Origin of the sequence: Amycolatopsis sp. SB7-3 (assembly GCF_041021335.1) — a bacterium.
GTDB lineage: Bacteria > Actinomycetota > Actinomycetes > Mycobacteriales > Pseudonocardiaceae > Amycolatopsis > Amycolatopsis japonica.
The window spans coordinates 975900-991261 of sequence record NZ_JBFPJQ010000001.1; the positions used below are offsets into that span (position 1 = coordinate 975900).

The following is a 15362-nucleotide window of genomic DNA, read 5'->3' on the forward strand; positions in this document are numbered from 1 at the left end:
TGATCGGCCTTCGTCAACAAAAGGGGACGGTATGCACGACGGCAGTGGCCGCATCGCGGTGCAGAACCTGAGCAAGCAGTTCGGTGCGGTCAACGCGGTCCAGAATCTGAGCTTCACGGTGGAGCCCGGTTCGGTGACCGGCTTCCTGGGGCCCAACGGGGCCGGGAAGACGACGACGCTGAGGATGCTGCTCGGGCTGGTGACGCCCACGAACGGCACGGCGACCATCAACGGGCGCCCGCACGACCAGCTGGGGAATCCGGCGCGGGTCGTCGGTTCGGTGCTGGAGAACGAGGGTTTCCACCCGGGTCGCACGGCGCGGAATCATCTGCGCGTGTACTCGGCGGCGATCGGGATGCCGGATCAGCGGGTGGACGAGGTCCTGGGGCTGGTGGGTCTTTCGTCGGCGGCGGACCGCAAGGCGGGCGGGTTCTCGCTCGGTATGCGGCAGCGGCTGGCGCTGGCGACGGCGTTGCTGGGGAATCCGCAGGTGCTGGTGCTGGACGAGCCGACGAACGGGCTCGACCCCGAAGGCATCCTGTGGCTTCGGAACTTCCTGCGCGCGTACGCGCGTGAGGGGCGCACGGTGCTGGTCTCGAGCCACCTTCTGAACGAGGTGGAGCAGACGATCGACCAGGTCGTGATCATCAGCCAGGGCATGACGCGCTACAACGGCTCGCTGGACCAGTTGCGCAAGAGCAACCAGTCCCGGGTGCTGGTGCAGTCGGCCGACGCGAGCGGTCTCGTCTCCGCGTTGCAGGAGGCGGGGATCACGCAGGTTTCGCCGATGCCGGACGGCCGGGTCGCGGTCTCGGGCGCGACGGTGCAGCAGATCGGTGACGTCTCCGCGAAGGCGAGCATCGCCGTCTACGGCATGCAGGAGGAGACGGCGGATCTGGAGCGCATGTTCTTCCAGCTGACGCAGGGCCAGTACGCCGCGCCGCCGCCCGGTTTCCAGCAGGGCCCGCCGCCGGGCTACCAGGGTCCGCCTCCGGGTTACCAGGGCCCGCCGCCCGGCTATCAGGGGCCGCCGCCCGGCTACGCGCCGCAGAACACGCCGCCGCCCGGTTTCGCACCGCCGCAGCAGTTCCAGCAGCAGGGTCAGCCGCCGCAGCAACCGCAGTACCAGCAGGCGCCGCCTCAGCAGCAGGCGCAGCAGCAGGGCCAGAACGAGGGCTGGGGAGGCCAGGGCTGATGGGCAACCTGATCAAGGCGGAGTTCCGCAAGACGCTCACGCTCAAGGCGTGGTGGGCGCTGATGATCCCCGCGGTGGTCTTCGCTTTCGCGTTCGCCCTGTTCTGGGGCATGGTCACCAACGACTTCAGTGATTTCCTCGGCCGCTCGGACACCCGTGAGCTGACCGAGGCGCTCGGCATCTCGACCGGTGAGCTGCCGGTCGGTCTGCTCGCCCTCGGGCACGGCATCAACATCGGCACGATGATCCCGATCATCTTCGGCGTCTTCGCCCTCGCCGGCGAGTACACGAAGAAGACGATCACGACGACGTTCCTCACCGCTCCGAACCGGGTTTCGGCGTTGAGCGCGAAGATGATCACCTACATCGTCTGGGGTGCGATCTACGGCGTGATCATCGTGGGCGCGGCGAGCCTCGGCACCGTGATCACGGTCGACAGCCAGCGCTTGCCGACGGCGGGCCAGTGGCTGGGCGTGCTGGGCGCGGGTGTCCTCGCGACGATCCTGGCGACCCTGTTCGGTATCGGGGTCGGCGCGGTCTGGCGCAGCGTGGTCGGCAGCATCATCACGCTGACCATCTGGATGCTGGTGGTCGAGAACGTGCTGGTGTTCGTCATGTTCGGGGCCGCGGACATCACCTGGCTGGGCGGCGTCCTGCCGAACGGCACGGTCAACGGCATCGTGGGCGCCATCGGCGCGGAGGCGTTCGGCGCCGCCGGTGTGAAGGTGCCCGGTCTGCAGGACGAGACGGCGTGGGCGCTGCAGTACGCGGCCGGTGCGCCCGGCGCGTTCTCGTGGTGGGCTTCGGCGCTCATCTTCTTCGGCTGGACGATGATCTTCTTCCTCGCCGGCTGGGCCGTGAACCAGAAGAAGGACATCACGTAGGTCACACCCTCCCGCCGCACACGCGCCATGAAAGGTCCTTTCCTTGCAAATTTCGCAAGGAAAGGACCTTTCATGGCATTCGGCCCTGCGCGAACCGGCCGATCATGTCGGTGCGCACGCCTAGGCTTGCGGGGTGACTACTGCTCCACCTCGTCCCCGTCAAGCCAGTCCGGCACGTGAGACGGCCCCGGTGCCCACCGGAGGCTGGATCCGCCGCCTGGCCGCTTCGTGCTGGAAACATCCTTGGCTCGTCGTGCTCTCGCTGGGCGCGGCGATCATCGGCGTCGGGCTCCAGGCCGCCGGCCCGCTGCTGATCCGCGAGGCGCTGGACGACGCCGTCGCGGGCGACACCTCCCGCCTCGGCCTGCTCGCCGCAGTGATGGCGGTGCTGCAGGTGCTGACCTTCGGCAACGCGTTCGCCCGCCGGTACGTCGGTGGTCGGCTGGCCCTCGACGTCCAGCACGACCTGCGCCGCCAGGTGTTCGGCGCGGTCTCGCGGCTCGACGGCGGCAAGCAGGACGCGTTGCGCACCGGCCAGGTCGCCTCGCGTGCGATCTCGGATCTGCAGCTGGTCACGTCGGTCCTGATGCAGGTACCGCTTTCGGCGGGTTCGGTGATCTTCGCGCTGCTGTCACTCGGCGCGATGCTGTGGATGTCGCCGACGCTGACCCTGATCGCGATGGTGGTCGCCCCGGCGATCGCGATCATCATGGCGGTGAGCCGGAAACGGCTCTTCCCCGCGACCTGGGCCGCCCAGCAGCGCGCGGCCGACGTCGCGCAGCAGGTCGAGGAGACCGTCACCGGCGTACGCGTCGTGAAGGGCTTCGGCCAGGAAGCGCGCGAAGTCGCGAAGCTGGAGAAGACGGCGAAGAAGCTCTTCGCCGAACGCATGCGCGCGGCCCGGCTCTCGTCCTTGCCGACGGCCACGACGGCGGCCCTCCCCGCCGCGGGACAGGTCGCGGTGCTGGCGGTCGGCGGCATCCTGGCGTTGAAGGGCGAGGTCAGCCTCGGCACGTTCCTGGCGTTCGCGACCTATCTGTCCATCCTGATCGGCCCGGCCCGGATGATCTCCAGCCTCGTCGTGCAGGCCCAGCTGACCAGGGCGGGCGCGGAACGGGTCAACGAACTCATCGACGCGCAGCCCGACGTCGTCGACAGCCCGGACGCGCGGCCGTTGCCCGACGGCCCGCTCGGTGTCCGGCTGGAGGACGTCTCCTTCGGCTACACGCGGTCGGATCCCGTGCTCGACGGGCTCACCCTGGAGGCGCGGCCGGGCGAAACACTCGCGCTGGTCGGCACGGCCGGTTCGGGCAAATCGACGATCTCCTTGCTGCTGCCCCGGTTCTACGACGTGCACAGCGGCTCGGTCCAGGTCGGCGACCTCGACGTCCGCGACGTCCGGCAGCACGATCTGCGCGGTGCGATCGGCGTGGTCTTCGAAGAGGCGTTCCTCTTCTCGTCGTCGGTCCGCGACAACATCGCCTACGGCAGGCCGGACGCGAGCGACGAAGAGATCCGCGCGGCCGCACGGGCGGCGGAGGCGGACGAGTTCATCCAGCGCCTCCCCGACGGCTACGACACGCTCGTCGGCGAGCGCGGGCTGACGTTGTCCGGCGGTCAGCGGCAACGGCTCGGCCTCGCGAGGGCGCTGATGACCGATCCGCGCGTGCTGGTCCTCGACGACGCGACCTCCGCCATCGACACGGTCACCGAGGCGGCGATCCACGACACGCTGCGTTCGGTCACCGCGAGCCGGACGACCCTGCTCATCGCGCACCGCCGTTCCACCCTCGCCCTCGCCGACCGGATCGCCGTGCTCGACAAGGGCCGCGTCGTCGACGTCGGCACCGAGGAGGAACTGCTCGCCCGCTGCCCGCTGTTCCGCGAACTCGTCGCGGGTCCGGGTGACGACGTCGAGGAGCCGCATCGATGCGAGGGTCTCGACTGCGGTCCCGCCGGGATCACCCCCGCGCTGTGGCCGGCACAGGACAAGGCCGACGAGCTGGCGGGCGAGCGGAAGGGCTCGGGCGGCGAATGGGACGTCGACCTGCCGCCGAGCCAGGAGCTCATCGAAGGCGTCCGGAAACTGCCGCCCGCCACGGATGTCCCGCGGCTGCCGGGCACGGACGTCACCGCGCCCGAACCGCAGTTCCGCCTCGGCCGCCTGCTGAAACCGGTGCGCGGCCCGCTCGCCTTGGTGATCGGGCTGGTCGCGGCGGACGCGCTGGCCACCATCGCGATGCCCGCGCTGTATCAGCACGGCATCGACAACGGGGTGCGCGCCGGCGCGGAGGCGGTGATCTGGCTGGCCGCCGGGATCGGCGCGCTGGTGATCCTCACCGACTGGCTGGTGGTGTACCTCCAGACGAAGATGACGGCGCGGGTCGGCGAGACGGTGCTGTACTCGCTGCGCGTGCGCAGCTACGCCCATCTGCAACGGCTCGGGCTCGACTTCTACGAACGCGAGCTGTCCGGGAAGATCATGACCCGGATGACCACCGACGTCGACGCGCTCTCGACGTTCCTGCAGACCGGTGTCGCGCAGGCGGTGGTGAGCGCGCTGACGCTGGTCGGGATCGCGGCGGCGCTGATGATCACCGACATCGGCTTGGCCGCGTACGCGCTCGCGGTGCTGCCGATCCTCGTCGTGGCGACCGTGATCTTCCGCCGCGCGTCGTCCAAGGCGTACACCGAAGCCCGGGAGCGGGTCAGCGTCGTCAACGCGGACATGCAGGAGAACGTGAACGGGTTGCGGGTCGCGCAGGCGTACACGCGCGAGGAGCGCACTGCCGAGAAGTTCGCGTCCCGAAGCGACGAATACCGGCGTTCGCGGCTTCGCGCCCAGCGTCTCGTCGCGACGTACTTCCCTTTCGCGGCAATGCTTTCCGGATTGGCCGAGGTCGTCGTGCTGATCGTCGGCGCGAACCGGGTGGCGGCGGGCACGTTGTCGGCCGGTGTGCTGGTGGCGTTCCTGTTGTACCTGGGGCAGTTCTTCTCGCCGATCCAGCAACTGTCCTCGGTGTTCGACGGCTACCAGCAGGCGCGGGTCGGCCTGACACGGATCGGCGATCTCCTGCGCACGCCGACTTCCGTTCCGCAGGCGGAAAACCCGGTCGCCATGCCGGATCGCCTGCGCGGCGAGGTCTCCTTCAAGGACGTCGATTTCGCTTACACCGCAACGGACGAACCCGCCCTCTCACAGCTCTCACTGGACGTCGCGCCCGGCGAGACCGTCGCACTGGTCGGCGCGACGGGCGCCGGGAAGTCGACGGCGGTGAAGCTCGTCGCGCGGTTCTACGACGCGACCGGCGGCGTGGTCCGGATCGACGGGACCGACATCCGCGAGTACGACCTCGCCGCCCTGCGCACGCGAATGGGCGTGGTACCGCAGGAAGCGCATCTGTTCTCGGGAACCGTCGCGGACAATGTGCGCTACGGCAGGCCTTCCGCGACGGACGCGGAGGTCGAGGAGGCGGTCCGGTCCGTCGGCGCGCTCGACGGTGTCGCCGCGCTCCCGGCCGGTTTCCACCAGCCCGTCGGTGAACGCGGACGGTCCCTTTCGGCCGGGCAACGGCAACTCGTCGCCCTCGCCCGCGCCGAACTCGTGGACCCGGACGTCCTCCTGCTCGACGAGGCGACCGCGGCACTCGACCCGTCCACCGAAGCCGCCGTCCTGCGCGCGACCGAACAACTCGCGCGCCGCCGCACGACGTTCGTGGTCGCGCACCGGCTCGCCACCGCCGCCAAGGCGGACCGGATCGTCGTACTGGACCACGGCCGGATCGTCGAACAGGGCACGCACGCGGAACTCGTCGCCGCGGGCGGTCATTACGCCCGCCTTTGGTCCCTGGGCTGACCATGCCGCGGTCGTGTCGTCCGTCCAATCACGCGTGTCACGCCCCCAATCACGCGAGTCGCGCCTTCAAGCACGTCGAACGCCACTCACGACGCCGTAGCCCCTCACCCAGCCGCGAGGTCGAGCTGGAACTGCGCCCCCGGAGCCGCCGGCTCCCACCCACGCGCCAGCGCCAGCCGGATCGCCCGTTCGACATCCGAAGGCAGCACGGCCTTCGACGGCACCCCCAGGTAGTTCAACGGGTGCGCGTGATCCGTCCGCACCACCAGCACCGCACCCCGCGCGTCCTCCGATTCCACCCCGTACGAAAGGAAATACCCGCCGTCCTGTGCGTAGGTGGGCTTCCGCCGGACGATCCACCGGTAAGCGGTGTCATCGACGACGATCCGTCGCGATCCCTTGCGCAGCAATGCCATGCGTTCAGCATGACCCGATGGGCAAGGGAATTTCGGTCGCGCACGCCCACCCCCACCTGTCACGCTGACCGGGAAATGAAAGAAGAGATCCCGGCGCGGCAGATCCGCGCCCTGTACACCGAAACCACGATCCGCGTCTATCAGGCGTACGCCCCGGCCATCGCCGACGCCGCGCTGAAGGCGGGCACCTTCGTACCGCCGTTCAAACGCGAACGCATGACCTGGATCAAGCCGTCCTTCCTCTGGATGGCGTACCGCTGCGGCTGGGCCGCGAAGCCCGGTCAAGAGCGCGTACTCGCCCTCGACATCACTCGCGAGGGTTTCGCCTGGGCGCTCGACCACGCGGCGCTCAGCCACTACGACCCAGATGTCCATCCCGACCGGAAGACGTGGCAGCACGAGGTCAAGACCAGCCCGGTCCGCATCCAGTGGGATCCGGAACGCAGCATCCGGCTCGGCCCCTTGAAGCACCGTTCGCTCCAGATGGGACTGAGCGGCGAGGCCGTCGATCGCTATGTCGACAAATGGATCACGGCGGTCACCGACGTCACCCCGGTCATGCGCGAGGTCGGCGCCCTGGTCGCGGCGAACCGCATCGAAGACGCCAAAGCGCTGCTACCCGCGGAGCGTCCGTACCCCGGTTAAGGCCGCCACTTGAGGCCGCCCATCCCGGCGACCTCGAGGTCCTGGACCGATGCCCACCGGACGGTCCCCGGCCGGACGTGCACGCCTGCCGCCACCGTCCAGTCCGGCTCGTCGGGCTCGACGTGCTCCATCTCCTTGAAGTCGGCGAGCGTCGGCCAGACCGCCGAGCACGAGTCGCACATCAGCACGACCTTGCCGGACTCGGTGACCAGCGGGCGCACACGCCCCTCGTCCCAGAACGACGGGCACTCGTCGAGCCACATGGGCCGCCACCACCTCGCGGGGACCGGCGGCCGGCACGACACCGGCCGCATCCTCCACCCAGCGAAGCGCTCCGACGTGAACTCCAGGCTGTCCGGGCACGACGACTCAGCCAACCCTCATCGACGAAACAGTGACCTGACCTGCACGGACGGTGAAAGTGGTAGCAAAGGTCCCTTGCTCCCCCAGGCGGCGGCGGGCGAGGTCGGCGAGTGGCCTATTTTCGGTCTCTTGATCGAGACAGTGACCCATCACCTAGTGCGCCACGCCTCACACAGGCCAGTTCCATCACACGGCTGCGACCGAGGGGGTTAGCCTGGTAGGCGCATCAGCGGTGTTCAAGATCTCGAGACGGATAGAGGCGAGTCCAAGCCGTGTCCAGCAGCAGCCCTGCGTCACAATTCGGCCCCAACGAGTGGCTGGTCGAGGAAATGTACGACCAGTTCCTCGCCGACCCCAGCTCAGTCGATGCCGCCTGGCACGACTTCTTCGCGGATTTCAAGCCAACGCAGGACGCGAAGACCAAGGCTGAAGGCGCACGCCCGGCCCCCACGGCTCCCGCCAAGGAGAGCGCGGCCTCCAACGGCCAGGCCACGAAGCCGGCCCCGAAGACCGAGCCCACCGCGAAGCAGACAGCCCCGGCGAAGGCCGCCCCGAAGACCGAGGCGAAGCCCGCCCCGAAGGCGGCGGCGCCCAAGGCTGCGGAGAAGGCCCCCGCCAAGCCGGCCGAGAAGGACGCCGAGGCGGAGTCGAAGCAGCTCCGCGGCGCCGCGGCGGCGATCGCGAAGAACATGGACGCCTCGCTGTCCGTGCCGACGGCCACGAGTGTGCGCGCCGTCCCGGCGAAGCTGATGGCCGACAACCGCATCGTCATCAACAACCACCTCAAGCGCACGCGCGGCGGCAAGATCTCCTTCACGCACCTCATCGGCTACGCGATGGTCCGGGCGCTGAAGGACTTCCCGAACATGAACCGGCACTACCAGCTGATCGACGGGAAGCCGTTCGCGATCACGCCGGAGCACGTGAACTTCGGTCTCGCGATCGACATGAAGGGCAAGGAAGGCTCCCGCACGCTCGTCGTGGCCTCCATCAAGGCCACCGAGAACATGACCTTCATGCAGTTCTGGCAGGCCTACGAGGAGATCGTCAAGAAGGCCCGCAACGGCAAGCTGACCGCCGACGACTTCGCCGGCACCACGATCTCGCTGACCAACCCCGGCGGCATCGGCACCAACCACTCGGTGCCGCGGCTGCAGGCGGGCCAGGGCGCGATCATCGGCGTCGGCGCCATGCAGTACCCGGCGCATTTCGAGGGCACCAGCGAGAAGGCGCTGGTCGACCTCGGCGTCTCGAAGATCATGACGCTGACCTCGACCTACGACCACCGCATCATCCAGGGCGCGGAGTCGGGCGAGTTCCTCAAGCGCATCCACGAGCTGCTGCTGGGCGAGGACGGCTTCTACGACGACGTCTTCACCAGCCTGCGCCTGCCGTACGAGCCGATCCGCTGGGTCGCCGACATCCCGGACGGCCCGGTCGACAAGACCGCGCGGGTCATCGAGCTGATCGACGCCTTCCGTATGCGCGGTCACCTGATGGCCGACACCGACCCGCTGAACTACCGGCAGCGCAGCCACGCCGACCTCGACGTCCTCTCCCACGGCCTGACCCTGTGGGACCTGGACCGCGAGTTCCCGGTCGGCGGCTTCGCCGGCCAGGAGCGGATGAAGCTGCGCGACATCCTCGGCGTGCTGCGCAACTCCTACTGCCGCACCGTCGGCATCGAGTACACGCACATCCTCGACCCCGAGGAGCGCCGCTGGATCCAGGACCGCGTCGAGATCCCGCACGAGAAGCCGGACCCCGCGGTCCAGAAGTACGTGCTCTCGAAGCTCAACGCCGCCGAGGCGTTCGAGACCTTCCTGCAGACCAAGTACGTCGGCCAGAAGCGGTTCTCCCTCGAAGGCGGCGAGACCGCGATCCCGCTGCTCGACACCATCCTCGACAAGGCCGCCGAGCACGAACTCGACGAGGTCGTCATCGGCATGCCGCACCGCGGCCGCCTGAACGTGCTCGCGAACATCGTCGGCAAGCCGATCGCGCAGATCTTCCAGGAGTTCGAGGGCAACCTCGACCCGGGCCAGGCGCACGGTTCCGGTGACGTGAAGTACCACCTCGGCGCCGAGGGCAAGTACTTCCGCATGTTCGGCGACGGCGAGACCAAGGTGTCGCTGACCGCGAACCCGTCGCATCTGGAGACCGTCGACCCGGTCCTCGAGGGCATCGTCCGCGCGAAGCAGGACATCCTCGACAAGGGTGGCGAGGGCTTCACCGTCCTCCCCGTCCTGATGCACGGCGACGCGGCCTTCGCGGGCCAGGGTGTCGTGGCCGAGACCCTGAACCTGGCGCTGCTGCGCGGCTACCGCACCGGCGGCACCGTGCACGTCATCGTCAACAACCAGGTCGGCTTCACCACCGCGCCCGAGCACTCGCGTTCGAGCCAGTACGCCACCGACGTCGCGAAGATGATCGGCTCGCCGATCTTCCACGTGAACGGTGACGACCCCGAGGCCGCGCACTGGGTGGCCAAGCTGGCCGTCGACTACCGCCAGGCGTTCCACAAGGACGTCGTGATCGACCTGATCTGCTACCGCCGCCGCGGCCACAACGAGGGCGACGACCCCTCGATGACGCAGCCGGCGATGTACGACATCATCGACACGAAGCGTTCGGTCCGGAAGACCTACACCGAATCGCTGATCGGCCGCGGCGACATCTCCGTCGAAGAGGCCGAAGCCGCGTTGCGCGACTTCTCCAGCCAGCTGGAGCACGTGTTCAACGAGGTCCGCGAGCTGGAGAAGCACCCGGCGAAGGCCAGTCCCTCGGTCGAGGAGGAGCAGCAGGTCCCGGCCAAGGTGCCCACCGCGACCACCACCGAGGTCATCGAGCACATCGGCGACGCGTTCCTGAACGTGCCCGAGGGCTTCACCCCGCACCCGCGGGTCAAGCCGGTCATGGAGCGCCGTCACAAGATGTCCCGCGAAGGCGGCATCGACTGGGCGTTCGGTGAGCTGCTCGCCTTCGGTTCGCTGGCCATGGAAGGCCGCCTCGTGCGGCTGTCCGGCCAGGACTCCCGCCGCGGCACCTTCACCCAGCGCCACTCGGTGCTGATCGACCGCAAGACCGGCCAGGAGTACTCCCCGCTGGCCAGCCTCGCCGAGAACCAGGGCCGCGTGATGATCTACGACTCGGCGCTGTCCGAGTACGCGGCGGTCGGCTTCGAATACGGCTACTCCGTGGCCAACTCCGAAGCACTCGTCATGTGGGAAGCGCAGTTCGGTGACTTCGTCAACGGCGCGCAGACCGTCATCGACGAGTACATCTCCTCCGGCGAGGCCAAGTGGGGCCAGCTCTCCGACGTCGTGCTGCTGCTGCCGCACGGCCACGAAGGCCAGGGCCCGGACCACACCTCCGGCCGCATCGAACGCTTCCTCTCGCTGTGCGCCGAAGGCTCGATGACCGTCGCGGTCCCGTCGACCCCGGCGAACTACTTCCACCTGCTCCGCCGCCACGCCCTCGACGGGGTGAACCGGCCGCTGATCACCTTCACCCCGAAGTCGATGCTGCGGAACAAGGCGGCGACCTCGGCGGTCGAGGACTTCACCGGGCAGACGAAGTTCATGTCGGTCATCGACGACGCCGTCGTCGACCCGTCGAAGGTCCGCAAGGTCCTGCTGACGTCGGGCAAGCTGTACTGGGAGCTGGTGGCCGAGCGCACGAAGCGCGAGGCGAACGACGTCGCGATCGTGCGCATCGAGCAGTACTACCCGCTGCCGAAGAAGAAGCTGCTGGCGGCGCTGGAGCGCTACAACGGCGCTCCCGCGGTCTGGGTCCAGGAGGAGCCGGAGAACCAGGGCGCGTGGCCGTTCTTCGGCCTGAACCTGCCCCGGAAGCTCCCGGAGGTGTTCTCCAACCTGGACGTCGTGTCGCGTCGTCCGATGGCGGCGCCGTCGGCCGGTTCGTCCAAGGTGCACGAGGTCGAGCAGAAGGCGCTGATCGCCCGGGCGTTCGACTGATCGCCTGAGTACTACATCACACTCCGTTGAGGCGGCACTTGACACAACCTGCCAAGTGCCGCCTCAGCGGCGTCTGCGCGGTTAGACGCTAAGGTTGCTCGGTGTCCCTTTCCAGGATGACCCTGAGCAACTACAGGTGCTTTGCTGACAGGCAAACCATTGAGCTACGTCCGATCACCTGCTTGTTCGGTCGCAACAACTCAGGCAAGAGCGCACTGACCCGCTCTCCACTTGTCTTGTCCACAGGCATACACACAGACTCGACAACACCACTTGACCTCGACCTACTGGGCGAAGACATCGTCGACTCGTTTCTCGACTTGATCCATGGTCGTCGTCCGCACGGCAGCATCGAAATCGGTTTCACGGTCGAAACCGAGCAGGGCCCCGTCGATCTGACTGTGAAAGTACAAAACATCGACGAGTACCACATTCAGACGGTTAGCCTATTTGAAGTAACAACAAATGATCGCCGCCTAACCCTCACATGGGAACGCAACGACCCTAGCGACGGCGCAGCAAATTACTCATTCACTGGCCCTGGATTGAATGAGCATGAAATCCTAGTGAGATTTCGCGGACTACTGCCCACGGCTATCGAATCCGAAAAAATAAGCTCGACAATTAGAGATGAGATTCTTGAGCTCAGTTCGAGGATTCGTGAAAACTTAGGAACAATTCGATACCTAGGACCATTTCGGGACCGGCCGGCCAGATTCTATCGAATGCCCACCCGAATGCCAGACTTCGTGGGACCCAGCGGTGAGCACACCGCCAGCATTCTAGCGGCCGACCTGAAGAGAAATCAAGGAGGCTTAATCGAATTCATCAATCAACACTTCGGAAAAAGCCTTCCAGACTGGTCGGTCAATGCAGTCGAGAGCAGCGGACTATACAACATAGTACTACAGTCGAAGGTCGATCCAAGCGTCGAAGTAAATCTAGTCGACACGGGAACCGGAATCGCGCAGGCGCTGCCGATATTCGTACAGCGCGCTCTCGATTTGTATACTGGAACCAAGAAGCCCATCCTGGAGATGGTTGAACAACCAGAGCTACACCTACATCCCGCTGCGCATGGAACACTTGCCGACCTCTATTTAAATGCCACCCTGGGAACAAATGCCCGATTTCTCATAGAAACCCATAGTGAGACATTTCTACTCCGCCTTCGGCGACGAGTTGCCGAAGGGAAATTAGCACCCACCAGTATATCATTGTATTTTATTGAGAATAGTAATGGCTCAACCGTAGCGCGCCGCATAAATGTAGACGACGCCGGAAATCTTGACTACTGGCCACGGGGAGTCTTCTCAGAAGATTACGATGAGGCGAAGCTGCTTGCAAAGGCGCAGCTGTCTCAACTTAGTGGGCCCAATGCGCATTAAGATTACGGCAGACACGTTTGACAACTCTGATTCGATCAGAGGACTATTAAACCTACTTGAGTGGTTCGCAGAGTCGCGACATGATTGGGTACCGGACACCGAAAGTATCGAGGCAGCTGCAAGGTACTTTGCTACGCATGCCCCGTCCGTCTCCACCATGTGCACCGACCTTGGCACCAAGGCCATCGTCGCGGAAGCCTGGGCACCCTCAACCACACCTGCTCCCATATCGATAAGTCGAGACAATCTGCGAGATGCAGTCGAAGACTTAGGAAAGCCTGCCGTTCTTGTCGTCGAGGACTTGCTAAACGATGGAGCTTTCATATATTCACTGGCTGAGGTTTTCAAAGAGGCTCGGGTCTACGAGGCTCTCAACAAAGGCTGGGCCGTATTCCGCCATTCAGGGGGCGAACGCCTTGAGCTGGTGGCAAAATCCGAGCGTGACTCCTTTCATCATGTGGTTAGAATATTTGCCCTACTTGACAGCGATCGATGGTCACCTGGACAAGTTACCAAGAGTCACAAAAAAGCAAGACAGCTAGCCGCCGATGGTATCGAGGTTCATGTTCTCGAGCTTCGCGAGGCGGAGAATTACGTACCAAACTCAGTTCTCTTCTTATGCGGTAAACATAAAATCATTAACCGTCGGGTAAATGCCCTGAAGAAGCTCACAAAAGAGCAACGTGGCTACTATGACATGAAGTATGGGTTCGGCAGACCAGATGAACCCGCCCGCATACGATCTGAGCACGGCACACTCTTTTCTGACACTCCAGCGGAGCTGATCAAAGCTCTTCGTGGAGGGTTTGGGACAAAAATACTTGCACGTTTTCGTGAGCGCTCACCATATCTGGCCCCTACTGAATTCGAGCGACCGAACCTGGACACTGCAGACGAGATACGAGAAATTCTCCAAAAAATAGCAACAATTATTTAATGAGGTTTTCCCGCCAATGTCCAACGAAGACAATCAGACCGTTGTCAAGCCGGAAATCATTCTTCTAGAGAACCTTCTTGACGAAATCACACAAGGGCGCCTTCGTATTCCAAAGTTTCAGCGTCCATTTGTGTGGCGCCCAGAGCAGATGACCGACCTTTTCGACAGCATTGACCGATCATTTCCGATCGGCAGCTTGTTGATTTGGGAAACAAATCTACCGCTCGCCAGCCTGGACAAAATTGCCGACTTCAAGATACCTCCACCCCCAAAAGACAGTCGAGTTTCGTACCTACTCGACGGCCATCAACGGCTTTCCACCCTGTATGGGTGCCTTCGCAGAAGCCAAGAACCATCGAACGAAACGGGGCAAAGTTCATGGATGTGGGAAGTATTTCGCGCACTCGGTGAACAAGGAGATCGAAACCAGTTCCGGCATTGGAAGAAGCCGACGTCGCCACCGCCGGAAAACTATCTTCCAATGCGATCAGTCCTGCGGACCATGGACTTTCTGTCTTTCGCGCGGCGCCTAGAGGAATCCGAGAAGTTCCAAGAGAACGTCTCGGAGCTTATCAACGAAGCCGAGGAGCTTGCCCAGCGGTTCAAGTCATACCAAATGGCAGCGGTTCGACTCGTCGGCGGAGATTTGAAGCGGGCAGTCAGAGTTTTTTCTCGCCTTAACAACAGTGGGCAATCAATGAGCCCTGATCAGATGGTTTCCGCACTGACATACAAGAACGATAACAGCGAGAGTCTTGCTGAACGAATTAGTACCATCCAGGAGGATGTGGCATCGACGGGGTTCGGCACCATTCCGTCAATGACGATTTTTAGGGCCATTTTGGCTGTTGCTGGCGAGGAGGACGTTCAGGAAGCCCGCTGGGAAGTCCTTGCTGACCGGGTCCGAGAAGGATTGGCTGAGTACGTAGACGCCACAGAGATTGCTCTCTATCGGGCAATTGACTTTCTGCGCAAGACAGTCGGAGTTCCCTTGGCGCGCCTCGTTCCATACAACGCCCAGATAATGCTACTGGTTGCCTTCTTCGAAATTTCTCCAAATCCATCACCGGCCAAATTAGAAACTTTGGTCAAATGGTTCTGGAGCACCTCTTGGTCCGGCTACTTCGCTGGCGCAAATACCACGCAGATCAAGTTGATCCTGCAGGAGATGAAGGCCTTTGCTGGGGATGTCGACTCGCTGGACTTAGACGGCCAGGTTGCTCGTCCTTTCCCAGACCGATTCGACATGCGAAGTGCGCGTATTCGCTCTTTCATGATCTGGGAGCTTCAGATTTTCGACAACCGCATTGACCAGAACGGAGACAAGATCGACGCCATTTCACTTCTCGCTCAGTCAGATACAGGCGCATACCGCCATATCATAACGAGAGGAGAAGGCGTATCGAACCCCGCCAACCGAATTATTCTTCCAACCTCTCCTGGAATGTCGACCAAACGCACTCTATTGACCTTGAGCGGGCGACAAGGCACGTTGATGGCACGCAGTCACGGCATACCCGATAGCGCGCTTGAAAAGCTCCACCAGGGCGACAATGTTGGCTTCATTAATGACCGAGCATTATACCTCGCTCGACAGGAAAGAGAATTCATGAGCAGGTTCGACGTCGTTCCTGCGGAGAAGCTGTCCGCCGATGCGGATATTGATACAGAATGAGACATCGTCGCGATGGGTTGGTGCAA

At 64.3% G+C, this 15362-nt stretch carries 10 protein-coding genes; 8 read left to right on the top strand and 2 right to left on the bottom strand.

Annotation, left to right across the window (positions count from 1 at the left end):
• Window positions 1–31 precede the first annotated feature (31 nt).
• The 3 genes from AB8M46_RS04745 to AB8M46_RS04755 all read left to right on the top strand — a co-directional run bounded on the left by AB8M46_RS04745 (window position 32) and on the right by AB8M46_RS04755 (window position 5935).
• A complete protein-coding gene (locus AB8M46_RS04745; RefSeq protein WP_007033854.1) occupies window positions 32–1195 on the top strand; it encodes an ABC transporter ATP-binding protein in 1164 nt (387 codons plus the stop codon).
• Entirely contained in the window at window positions 1195–2079 is an 885-nt protein-coding gene (locus tag AB8M46_RS04750) for an ABC transporter permease subunit (protein ID WP_063272212.1), read from the top strand. The genes AB8M46_RS04745 and AB8M46_RS04750 overlap by 1 nt, the downstream gene beginning before the upstream one ends.
• Before the next feature lie 190 nt (window positions 2080–2269).
• Complete coding sequence (locus AB8M46_RS04755; RefSeq protein ID WP_394359647.1) at window positions 2270–5935, top strand: ABC transporter ATP-binding protein; 3666 nt, start codon at window positions 2270–2272, stop codon at window positions 5933–5935.
• 104 nt (window positions 5936–6039) lie between these two features.
• On the opposite strand, the gene AB8M46_RS04760 is transcribed toward AB8M46_RS04755, so the two are convergent.
• Window positions 6040–6351, bottom strand: a complete 312-nt coding sequence (locus AB8M46_RS04760) for a hypothetical protein (RefSeq protein ID WP_394359648.1) — start codon at window positions 6349–6351, stop codon at window positions 6040–6042.
• 75 nt (window positions 6352–6426) lie between these two features.
• On the opposite strand from AB8M46_RS04760, the gene AB8M46_RS04765 reads away from it, so the two are divergent.
• Window positions 6427–6996, top strand: coding sequence for a DUF4291 domain-containing protein (locus AB8M46_RS04765; RefSeq protein WP_394359649.1), 570 nt, complete (start codon window positions 6427–6429; stop codon window positions 6994–6996).
• Here AB8M46_RS04765 and AB8M46_RS04770 read toward each other — a convergent pair.
• Window positions 6993–7259 (bottom strand): hypothetical protein, encoded by a 267-nt coding sequence (locus AB8M46_RS04770; protein ID WP_037341106.1) that lies wholly within the window; start codon window positions 7257–7259, stop codon window positions 6993–6995. The two genes, AB8M46_RS04765 and AB8M46_RS04770, sit on opposite strands and share 4 nt — an antisense overlap.
• Before the next feature lie 372 nt (window positions 7260–7631).
• On the opposite strand from AB8M46_RS04770, the gene AB8M46_RS04775 reads away from it, so the two are divergent.
• The 4 genes from AB8M46_RS04775 to AB8M46_RS04790 all read left to right on the top strand — a co-directional run bounded on the left by AB8M46_RS04775 (window position 7632) and on the right by AB8M46_RS04790 (window position 15336).
• Entirely contained in the window at window positions 7632–11336 is a 3705-nt protein-coding gene (locus tag AB8M46_RS04775; RefSeq protein ID WP_350592640.1) for a multifunctional oxoglutarate decarboxylase/oxoglutarate dehydrogenase thiamine pyrophosphate-binding subunit/dihydrolipoyllysine-residue succinyltransferase subunit, read from the top strand.
• A gap of 116 nt (window positions 11337–11452) precedes the next feature.
• Window positions 11453–12724, top strand: coding sequence for a DUF3696 domain-containing protein (locus tag AB8M46_RS04780; RefSeq protein WP_394359650.1), 1272 nt, complete (start codon window positions 11453–11455; stop codon window positions 12722–12724).
• Between the two features lie 157 nt (window positions 12725–12881).
• Entirely contained in the window at window positions 12882–13661 is a 780-nt protein-coding gene (locus AB8M46_RS04785) for a hypothetical protein (protein WP_394359651.1), read from the top strand.
• Between the two features lie 16 nt (window positions 13662–13677).
• On the top strand, window positions 13678–15336 hold the full coding sequence (locus tag AB8M46_RS04790; RefSeq protein WP_394359652.1) for a DUF262 domain-containing protein: 1659 nt from the start codon (window positions 13678–13680) through the stop codon (window positions 15334–15336).
• The last annotated feature ends 26 nt before the right edge of the window (window positions 15337–15362 follow it).